General features: G+C 73.3%; 7 protein-coding genes. 2 read left to right on the forward strand and 5 right to left on the reverse strand.

Annotated elements, in window-relative coordinates; genetic code table 11:
- From EST92_RS28730 to EST92_RS28740, 3 genes are all read right to left on the reverse strand, one after another.
- A partial coding sequence (locus EST92_RS28730) for an amidase (protein ID WP_174244163.1) occupies positions 1-1,358 on the reverse strand: 1,358 nt, incomplete at its 3' end.
- A gap of 72 nt (positions 1,359-1,430) precedes the next feature.
- Positions 1,431-2,435, reverse strand: a complete 1,005-nt coding sequence (locus EST92_RS28735; protein ID WP_129283635.1) for an NADP-dependent oxidoreductase — start codon at positions 2,433-2,435, stop codon at positions 1,431-1,433.
- Between the two features lie 73 nt (positions 2,436-2,508).
- On the reverse strand, positions 2,509-4,545 hold the full coding sequence (locus tag EST92_RS28740; RefSeq protein WP_129283636.1) for a thioredoxin domain-containing protein: 2,037 nt from the start codon (positions 4,543-4,545) through the stop codon (positions 2,509-2,511).
- A 146-nt stretch (positions 4,546-4,691) separates the two neighbouring features.
- Between EST92_RS28740 and EST92_RS28745 the strand changes: the two genes are divergently transcribed.
- Positions 4,692-7,958, forward strand: a complete 3,267-nt coding sequence (locus EST92_RS28745) for a tetratricopeptide repeat protein (protein ID WP_129283637.1) — start codon at positions 4,692-4,694, stop codon at positions 7,956-7,958.
- 311 nt (positions 7,959-8,269) lie between these two features.
- Here the strand turns inward: EST92_RS28745 and EST92_RS28750 are convergent, their stop codons facing one another.
- Together EST92_RS28750 and mca are read right to left on the reverse strand one after the other, a co-directional pair.
- On the reverse strand, positions 8,270-8,518 hold the full coding sequence (locus EST92_RS28750) for a hypothetical protein (RefSeq protein ID WP_129283638.1): 249 nt from the start codon (positions 8,516-8,518) through the stop codon (positions 8,270-8,272).
- Positions 8,519-8,522: 4 nt separating this feature from the next.
- Positions 8,523-9,395 (reverse strand): mycothiol conjugate amidase Mca, encoded by an 873-nt coding sequence (gene mca, locus EST92_RS28755; protein WP_129283639.1) that lies wholly within the window; start codon positions 9,393-9,395, stop codon positions 8,523-8,525.
- A 129-nt stretch (positions 9,396-9,524) separates the two neighbouring features.
- On the opposite strand from mca, the gene EST92_RS28760 reads away from it, so the two are divergent.
- Positions 9,525-9,935, forward strand: coding sequence for a DUF4307 domain-containing protein (locus tag EST92_RS28760; protein ID WP_129283640.1), 411 nt, complete (start codon positions 9,525-9,527; stop codon positions 9,933-9,935).
- The last annotated feature ends 68 nt before the right edge of the window (positions 9,936-10,003 follow it).

Below are 10,003 nucleotides of genomic sequence, written 5' to 3' on the forward strand. Positions count from 1 at the left end.
CCTCGTGGAAGCCGAACCACTGGGGTGCGGGGCGGGGCGGCCGACGTGGCGTTCAGGACGTGCTCGACCCCGGCCGCGGTGGTCAACAGTTCCTCGTCCGCGCCGAAACCGCCGACGAGTTGGAGGCCGAGCGGCAGCCCGTTCGCCGCATGGCCCGCAGGCAGACTGACGGCCGGCAGGCCGGCGTTGCTCCAGGGCAGGCACATGATCGAGCTGCCGGTGGTGGTGAGGTCGGCGGGCGCGGGACCGGTGGCGGACGGGGCGATCCACAGGTCGATGCCGGCCGCGGCACGCTCCGCGGCCAGGCGTTCGCGGAAGGCCTCGCGCCGTTGTCGGGCCGCTGCGTAGTCGGTGTCCTCGATCGTGTGACCCTGCCGGATGGCCGCCGTGGTCTCGGGGCGGTAGACGTCCCCGAAGCGTGCGAACCAGTCGGCGTGGGCCCGGGCGACCTCGTAGCGGTTCATCGTGAACAGCTGCGCCACGATCTGCTCGAAATCCTCCATCACCGGCACCTCGTGGACGGCGTACCCTGCGGCCCGCAGCACCTCCTGCTGCGCGGTGAAGGCACGCAGCGCCTCCTCGCCTGCGCGCTCCAGATAGGGGCCGACCGGAACGCCCAGTACGGGGCGCGGGCCGTGCCCCGCCGGCTTCTGTGCCCGCCACCCGTCGACCAGCACCGATGCCGCCAGGGCGATACCGGCGACGTCCGTGGCGTAGCAGCCGAGGGTGTCGAAACTCGCGGCGTTGGGGATCACCCCGGCCACCGGTATCCGCCCGTAGCTCGGCTTGAAGCCGACCACTCCGCAGTACGCCGCGGGCCGGATCATCGAGCCGACGGTCTGCGTCCCGATGGCCAGTGGCACCATCCCGGCGGCGACGGCGGCGGCCGACCCGCTGCTCGAACCGCCGGGTGTATGCGCGAGATGGTGCGGATTGCGGGTGGGGCCCGGCGCGGTGACCGCGAACTCCGCGGTCACGGTCTTGCCCGCGATCAGCGCACCGGCGGCACACAGCCGGTCGACGACGGTGGCCTGCGGCCCGCCGAGCACCTCGGGCGGCAGCGCCGAGCCCGCGCGAGTGGGCAGTCCGTCGACGTGCACGATGTCCTTGATGCCTACGGGGACGCCGTACAGGGCGGGCCGGCCAGCGGCCTCACGCGCACCATCGGCCGCCCTCGTGCGCGCCGCTTCCAGGAGCCGCGTACGCCGCCCCGCTTCGGGCACGAAGGCTCGCACCCGCGGGTCGACGGCGTCGATCCGGTCGCACGAGCGGTGCGCCGCGGCGACCGGATCGTCCGTGCCGGTCCGCAGCGCCGTGGCTTCCTGGACGAGGGAGCGATGCCCGAGCAAGGTCGTCACTCCGGCAGGCTACAACCGGCCGCCGACAGCGGCAGGGGAATCGCCCTCACCCGGCGGCCCCCTGCCGTCACCTCACAACTCCACGACCACAGCGCCCAGATGGCGCCCCTCGGTCAGCTCGCGCAGTGCCCGCGGTGCCTGCTCGATGCCCCGCAGCCGGGCGTGCGGGAAGGTGAGGGAGCCGTCGCGCAGCCCCTCACCGAACCGCTGTTTCCACTCCGGGATGAGGTCCAGGTGCTCGTACAGGGCGACGCCGCGCAGGGTGATGCTGCGGGCGAGCAGCGAGAGGGGGTCGAGTGCGATGGTGGTCGTGCCCCCGGGGGAGAGCTGGGCGGACAGGGCTCCCACGAGGGCGACCCGGGCGCCCCGGTTGGCGACGGCGAGGGCGGCCCGGAGCTGTTCGCCGCCGACGTTGTCGAAGACCGCGTCGAGGCCCTCCGGGGCGGCCTTGCGCAGTTGGTCCTCGATGGGACCCGCGCCACGGATCACCACCGCGTCATAGCCGAGTTCCTTGATCAGCCGGTCCGCCTTCGCCGGCGATCCCGTACTGCCGATGATCCGGGCCGCACCGCGCAGCCGGGCGATCTGGCCCGCCAGGGAGCCCACGCCGCCCGCCGCTCCGGTGATGAACACCGTGTCCCCGGGGCGTACTTCGGCGCCGCGCACCACGCCCATCCAGGCGGTGGGGCCCTGTGAGAGGTGGGCGGCCGGCTCGGGCAGCAGACCGGGGTCGAGCCGGTGCGCCCGGTCGGCGTCCAGCAGGGCGTACTCGCGCCAGCCGGAGTGGTGTGCCACCAGGTCGCCGGGGGTGAAGTCGGTCCCCGGGGCGGCCACCACCTCGCCGACGGCGGCCCCGTACAGCGGCTCGCCGATCTGGTAGGAGGGCATCGGCACCACGCCGGTCTCCTCCATCAGCGTGCGCATCACGGCTGCGACACCCATGACGGTGTTGCGTACCAGCACCTGGCCGGGCCCGGGTTCCGGAACCGGCACCTCCACGATCTCGAAGAGGTCCTCGGTGAGCGGCCCCCGGGGCCGGCCCGCCAGGTGAACTTCACGGTGTGTGCGCTGTGTCATGACCCGAGGCTAGAGGCGCCGACCCGAGAGGCTGGTGACGCGCGCGGCGGCGCGGCAGGGTCGTGCCCCGCGCCTACCCCTGAAGCCGTGCCGTCAGCTCCGCCGGGTCCGTGGTCGGCCGTTCGCAGGTGAAGTGGCGGCAGACGTACGCGGCAGGTTGGCCGTCGACCAGGGGGCGGTCCTGGAGGAGCGGCACCTCGTCCGAACCGGGAGCGCCCGTGGCGACGACCGCCCCCGGGGCGGTGCCGAGCAGCGCGGCGTGGTGCAGTGCGGCGGTGGCCGGATCGTCCGGCGGGCCGACGACCGCGACCTCGCGTGGCCCGTCCAGCGCGGCCTCGGCGACCGCGAGGCCCCAGCCGATGAAGCGCGGGGCCCGGCCGGCGAGCGCGGTGACGATGCCCAGCGCGCGCTCCGCGGCGTCCCGGTGACGGCTGCTGCCGGTCAGCGCCGCGTACGACAGCAGGGCGCCGGCCGCCGCCGTCCACCCGGAGGGCGTCGCATTGTCGGTCGGGTCCTGGGGGCGGCGGATCAGCGCCTCGGCGTCGGCCGCGGTGTCGTAGAGCGCGCCGTCCTCGGTGGTGAACTGGAGCAGCACGGTGTCCAGGAGGAGGCCCGCGAACTCCACCCAGACGCCCTCCCCGGTGACCGAGGCGAGGGTGAGGAAGCCCTCCGCGACGTCGGCGTAGTCCTCCAGGACACCGGAGTTCGCGCCCGGTGTGCCGTCGCGGGACGTGCGGTGCAGCCGGGCCTGCCCGTCCATGTGGACGCGGACGAGCAGGTCGGCGGCGTCGGTGGCGGCCTGGATGAGGTCCGGGCGGTCGAAATAGGCGCCGGTCTCGGCGAGCGCGGCGATGGCCAGCCCGTTCCAGCAGGCCACGACCTTGTCGTCCCGGCCGGGGCGGGGCCGCTCCTCGCGCGCCGCGAGCAGCCGTTGCCGGACGGAGGCCACCCGTTCGGCGTCCACCAGGCCCTCGGTGTCGGGGAGTTGCAGGACCGAGGCGCCCTCCTCGAAGGTGCCTTCCTCGGTGACGCCGAAGTGGGCGGCGGCGAACTCCGCGTCCTCCTTGCCCAGTACGGCCCGCAGCTGCCCGGGCGTCCACACGTAGTAGGCACCCTCGGTGTGCCGGCCGGTGCCGTCGTCGCTGTCCGCGTCCAGTGCGGAGGCGAAACCGCCCTGGTCGGTGCGGAGTTCACGGACCAGGAAGTCGGCGGTCTCGACGGCGGTCCGGCGGGCCGCCTCCGAGCCGGTGGACCGCCACAGGTGGGCGTAGGTCCGGCACAGCAGGGCGTTGTCGTAGAGCATCTTCTCGAAGTGCGGCACGGTCCAGGTGGCGTCCACCGCGTAGCGCGCGAAGCCCCCGCCGAGCTGGTCGTAGATCCCGCCGCGGGCCATCGCCGCGCACGTCGCCTGCACCATCTCCAGGGCCCCGGCGGACGCAGTGCGCGCATGGTGGCGGAGCAGGAACTCCAGCACCATGGGCGGCGGGAACTTCGGCGCGCCGCCGAATCCGCCGTGCGCCGCGTCGAATTCGCGGGTCAGGCCCATCAGGGCGGTGTGCAGCTCCCCGGCGCGCGGCGGGCGCCGGTCGGCGGGCAGCGACGCGCTCAGCGAGCGGCCGGCTAGGTCGGCGACGATCCGGCCGGCGACCTCGCCGACCTCGTCGCGCCGGTCGGCCCAGGCGCTGCGTACCCCCTCCAGGATCTGCCCGAAGGACGGCATGCCGTGGCGGGGCTCGGGCGGGAAGTACGTCCCGAAGTAGAACGGCTCGGCGTCGGGCGTCAGGAAGACGGTCATGGGCCAGCCGCCCTGGCCGGTGGCGGCCTGCACGGCCTCCATGTAGACGGCGTCGACGTCCGGGCGCTCCTCCCGGTCGACCTTGACGGCCACGAAGTGGTCGTTGAGCAGCGCGGCGGTGGCCGGGTCCTCGAAGCTTTCGTGGGCCATCACGTGGCACCAGTGGCAGGAGCTGTAGCCGACGCTGAGCAGCACGGGCACCCCGCGCCGGCGGGCTTCCTCGAACGCGTCGGCGGACCACGGCCACCAGTCGACGGGGTTGTCGGCGTGCTGGAGCAGATACGGGGAAGTCTCATGGGCCAGGCGGTTCGGCATGGGTCCATCCTCTCCCAACGAGGCACGGTGAGCGGGGAGCGGAGGGAGTTGTCCACAGCCCTGCCGGAAATCGCGCGGACGCGGAACACTGTGCGTACGGCGACGATCACCGCTGGACACTGCAGGAACGCTGGAGGGGGATGAGCATGCCGGGGTCACTGGCCGCGCTGCGCGAGGACCATCGCGCGGAAGCGGAAGCGCTCTTGACCAGGGCCGTCGAGGAGGAGGTGCGGCGCTCGGGCGGCCGGCTCGACGGCGGCGCGCTGCTCGGCAGGGCACGGTCCGCGCTGGAGGAGCTGGCCGGCAGCGCAGCCGAGGAGTACACCGCCTACGTCCGGGCGCTGGACGAGGCGGCCGCCGGCCGGCCGTCACTGCCCCGCAAGGAGCTGGGCACCCCGGCGGTGGCGACGGCCGTGGCGGCGGTGGCGGCGTTCGGCACGGACCTCGCGTACGGCACAGGCACGGGCCCGGCGCTGGCCGTGGGGGCCTCCGTGCTGCTGGCGGGCGCGACGGCCACGGTCCTGAAGCTGACCGCGGCCCACCTGCCGGCGGCCAACCGGGAGGCCGGGAAACGCGGCCGGCCCGGCGGCGCCCAGCAGCTGCGGCTGCAGTGGCTGACGGCGCTGGAGGTGCGCGGCGTCCGGCCGTTCCTGGACCAGCAGCGGATGCTGACGGCGGCGGCCCGCGGCAGCTCGGCGGCCAAGACCGGGGGCGGGCAGAGCGGCCGGGGCCCGCAGCTGCGCGGTGCGGACCGCAGCGCGGCGGCCCGGCAGCGGTCCGTACTGGAGCATTCGTTCTCCCAACTCCCCAGCCCCGAGGGCGTGTTCGCCGGGCGGCGGACGGAGCTGACGCAGATCGCGCAGTGGGTGCAGGCGGCCCGGGCGAGCACGGAGACCAAGCCGACGGTGGTGGTGCTGCACGGCGAGCCGGGCTCGGGGCGTACGGCGCTCGCGGTGCGGGCCACCCATCAGCTGCGCGATCAGTTCCGCGGCGCATGTGTGGTGGATCTGCGCAGTGACACCCCCGGCGAGGTGCCGCTGCCGACCCGGGACGCACTGCTGCATCTGCTCAACCGCCTGGGCGCGCCGCGCGAGCAGCTGCTGTTCCGCGAGCGGCCGTCCCAGGAGCAGCACGTCAAACGGCTCACCGAGCTGTACCACCAGCATCTGACGGGCCTTCCGGTGACGGTCCTGCTGGACGACGCCGCGGATCCGGAGCAGGTGCGCACACTGGTGCCGGAGCGGTCCGACAGCCTGGTGCTGGTCACCTCCCGCGCTCCACTGGAGCTGCCCGAGGACCTCCAGGCGTGGGTGCATCAGCTGCCGGTGGGGCCGCTGGACGCGGCGGGCACCGAGGAGTTGCTGCGCGCCACCGCCGCGGCCGGCAGCGAGGGCCCGGACGCCTCGGGTCCCTACGACGCACGAGCCCTCGACGAGATCCTTCAGCTGTGCGCCGGCCTCCCGCTGGCACTGCGGGTGGCGGGCTCCTCGCTCGGCCCGCGCACCGCCACCACGCTGGCCGCGGACCTGGCGGCGTACGGGCCGCTGCCGCCGGTCGAGCGCGCCCTGTCGCTGCGCTACTTCGACCAGCCCGAGGCGGCCCGGCGGCTGCTGCGCCGGCTGGCGCTGGTGGGCCGGGCGAGCCTGGGGACGGCGGCCGCGGCCGCCCTGCTGGGCGTGGCGAACGCGGAGGCGGAGCGGCAGCTGACGACGCTGGTCCGGGCGGGGCTGATCGAGCATGTGCGCGGTGAGCGCTACCGCCTGCACGCCCTGGTGCACAGCTTTGCGCACTCCCGGCTGGAGGACGAGGAGGACGCACAGGAGCGCGGCGCGGCCCAGGAGCGGCTGATCCGCGGCTATGCGGAACTGGCCGACTCGGTCATCCGGCTGGTCGACGGCCGCACGTCCACCCGCGCCGACCGCTTCGGCTCCCACGGCTTCACGTCCCTGGACGCGGCCCTCCAGTGGCTGGACGACGAGACCAGCTTCATCACGGCCGCGCTGCGCCACGCCGACCAGGGCGTGGACCAGGCGGCGGTCTCGCATCTGCTGGGCGCCCTGGCCGACTACTGCCTGCTGCGCGGAGACCTCTACCGCCTGGGCGAGCTGAGCGAACTGACCCGGGCGGTCGGCCAGGGGCTGCTGTCCCGCTCGGTGCAGTGGCGTACGGGCATCGCGGCCCGGCAGCTCGGTGAGCTGGACAAGGCGCGCACGACCCTGGCGTCGGTGGTCGACCTCTACTTCGAGGCCCAGCATCCGGTGGGCGCGGCCCGTGCGCTGCGCGATCTGGGCATCACGCTCCAGCAGCAGGGCAATCTCGCCGACGCCTCGGCGAAGCTCCGCGAGGCGCTGGACCTGCAGTCCGGCCCGGACATGCACGGCGACCGGGCCTGGACACTGCACGCCCTGGCGGCGGTGGAGCGGGACCGGTCGCAGCTCGCCGAGGCCCTCGCCATGCTGCACGAGTCGCTGGAGCTCCATGAGGAGAGCGAGAGCGTGCACGGCCAGGCGTGGGCACACTTCCAGCTCGGTCAGGTGCATCTGCGCCTGGGCGAGGTGCCGGCGGCGGAGCGCGCGCTGCAGGCGGCGATGGAGCTCTACGGCCGGACGCACGACGAGCGCGGCGAGGCCTGGGCGCTGACCCAGCTGGCCCGGGCCCGGCTGGTGGACGGCGATCCGGGGCTCGCGGTGGACCAGCTGCGGCAGGCGCTACCGCTCCACCACCAGCACGAGGACGCCCGCGGTGAGGCGTGGACGATGTACTACCTGGGCCAGGCCCTGGAGGAGCGCGGCGAGCCCGATGCGGCGCTGCGCCAGCTGGAGCGGTCGCGGACGATGTTCAGCCGGATGCAGGACGCCTACGGTCTGGCCTGCACCCGGCACGATTCGGGGCGGGTCACCCGTGATCTGCGGGCGGAGCAGACCGGCTCGCTGCGCAACAGCGGCTTCGCCCGGCAGCTGCTGCAGGACGCCCGCAAGGACTTCCAGCGGATAGGAGTGCCGCACGGTGAGGCCTGGTCCTGCCTGGAGCTGCTGATCATCGACGCCGGCAACGGCCGGGCGGCGCAGGCACTGGAGCTGGCCGACGAGGCGGCCCGGCTGTTCGCCGGCTACGGCGACCGGCGCGGCGAGGACTGGGCCCGGTTCCTGCGCTGCACCCTGCTGCCGCTCGCCTCGCCGGGCGGCTCGGTGGTGGGCGCGGCCGTGGCCCAGGAGGAGCTGGCGCAGCTGGTGCGGGAGAAGCACCCGGCCCGCGACGCCAAACTGGAGGACTGCGCGGAGACGTTCGGGCTGCTGCTGGACCGCGGGGTGGAGCCGGAGTCGGGGTGGCAGGCATGGCGGCTCGGCATGGTGCCCGGCCGCCATGCGCGCGAGGTCATGGGAGTGAGCGTCACGCCGCCCGGTGACGAGTGACGGCGGCTCCGGCCCGCGCGGTCGATACGGGCCCGCCACTCAGGCGCCCCGAGCCGCCACTCAGGCACCCCGAGCCCACCGCTCAGGCACCCGGGCCCGCCGCTCGGGCCCGGCTCGCCCGCCATTCAGGCCCGGCTCGCCGACCACTCGGATCGGCGAGCCGCCGGGCCGGTCAGCCGGCCGTGTCCATCGGCCGGCCGTCGACCGCCACCCGGTCTTCACGGACCACCCGGCCCCGTGGGCCCGGCGGTCCGGCGTTCGGGGCGGGCAGCCTCGCCGTCAGCCGGTCTTCGGCTCGGTCGGCCTCGCCGTCAGCCGGTCTTCGGCTCGGGCGCCTGCGCGGCAGAGGCCGTGCCGCCGGCCTCGCCGCCCTGGGGCTGCTCCTCGAAGTCCACCTTCTTCATGTGCTTGTTCATGGACTTCATCAGCAGCCACACGGCGCCGCCGATGACCGCGAAGACGATGAAGCCGAGGACGCCGGGGGTCACCTTGTCCTTGTCGAAGCTGTCGGCAAGGGTGACGAAGTGCGTCAGGGCGAGGGTGCTGGTCGCGCTCATCATGGGCTCAATTGTTGCGGATGCCCGCGAAGAGGTCGTCCTCGGGGAGGGAAGTGTCCACGAGCGACTTCGCGAGCTCGTACTCCTCCGTCGGCCAGACCTCGCGCTGGATGTCCATCGGCACCCGGAACCACCCGCCGTCGGGGTCGATCTGGGTGGCGTGGGCGATCAGCGCCTTGTCACGGATCTCGAAGAAGTCGTCGCACGGGATGTACGTGGTCAGCGTGCGCTCGCGCTGCTCGAACTGCTTCCAGCGCTCCAGCCACTCCCCGTACGGCGAGTCCAGACCGCGCGCCAGCAGCGCTTCGTGCAGCGCGATGGTGCGCGGCTTGTTGAAGCCCTGGTTGTAGTAGAGCTTCTGGGGCTGCCAGGGCTCGCCGGCGTCCGGATACTTCTCCGGGTCACCGGCCGCTTCGAAGGCCACCATCGTGATCTTGTGGGTCATGATGTGGTCCGGGTGCGGATAGCCGCCGTTCTCGTCGTACGTCGTGATGACCTGCGGCTTGAACGTCCGGATCAGGCGGACCAGGGGCTCCGCGGCCGTTTCGACGGGCTGCAGCGCGAAGCAGCCCTCGGGCAGCGCCGGCAGCGGGTCGCCCTCGGGCAGCCCGGAGTCGACGAAGCCGAGCCACTCCTGCTTGACGCCCAGGATCTCCCGGGCCTCGTCCATCTCCTTCTTCCGTACCTCGTGGATGTTCTCCTCGATGTACGGATCGCCCTGGAGTTTGGGGTTGAGGATGGAGCCTCGCTCACCGCCTGTGCAGGTGGCGACCAGCACGTCCACCCCCTCGGACACGTACTTGGCCATGGTGGCCGCACCCTTGCTCGACTCGTCGTCGGGGTGGGCATGGACCGCCATCAATCGCAACTGCTCAGTCAAGACTCGATCCTCAGTGAAGAGCTGGAGAAGATGCCTCCTATAGTGACCGAAGCGGGGGGCGCTGTATTCCCTGGGGCGGGGACCCCCCGGGGGTTATGGGTTCCGGTCCCCCGAGCAGGAGAATTGATCATGACCGCGGTGCGTGAAGGGCTCCCCGAAGGACGCTATGGCCGCTCCGCGGACGCGCGCGCGGACCGCAAGCTCAAGATCATCGGTAGCGTGCTCGGCGTCGCGCTGCTGGGAGTGATCGCCTGGTGCGGCATCTCGTACATCTCCGGTCAGGACCTCAGCGGCCGGGTGATCACCTGGGACGCGGTCTCCGATCACGCCGTCAAGGTCCATCTGGAAGTCGTCAAGGACGCGGACGCCAAGGGCGTGTGCACGCTGCGCTCACAGGCCGAGGACGGCAGCGAGGTCGGCCGCAAGGACGTCACCGTCGATCAGCGCGCGGGCCAGGTGGACACCGAGGTCACGCTGCGTACGACGAAGCGCGCGACCAACGCCGTACTCGTCGGCTGCACGGCCTCCGGCAAGGGCTGACCCCTCCTCCAGACCGCCGGCACCCGGCGATCACTCCCAGCAGCGCGACGCCGAGCACGCTACCGATG

It is taken from the genome of Streptomyces sp. TM32 (assembly GCF_004122755.1).
Lineage (GTDB): Bacteria > Actinomycetota > Actinomycetes > Streptomycetales > Streptomycetaceae > Streptomyces > Streptomyces sioyaensis.

Bases quoted from the DNA above. Each gene is read 5' to 3' on its own strand.
- EST92_RS28735 (WP_129283635.1), bottom strand. From the start codon at position 2,435: ATGACACAGCGCACACACCGTGAAGTTCACCTGGCGGGCCGGCCCCGG.
- EST92_RS28740 (WP_129283636.1), bottom strand. From the start codon at position 4,545: ATGCCGAACCGCCTGGCCCATGAGACTTCCCCGTATCTGCTCCAGCAC.
- EST92_RS28745 (WP_129283637.1), top strand. From the start codon at position 4,692: ATGCCGGGGTCACTGGCCGCGCTGCGCGAGGACCATCGCGCGGAAGCG.
- EST92_RS28750 (WP_129283638.1), bottom strand. From the start codon at position 8,518: ATGATGAGCGCGACCAGCACCCTCGCCCTGACGCACTTCGTCACCCTT.
- EST92_RS28760 (WP_129283640.1), top strand. From the start codon at position 9,525: ATGACCGCGGTGCGTGAAGGGCTCCCCGAAGGACGCTATGGCCGCTCC.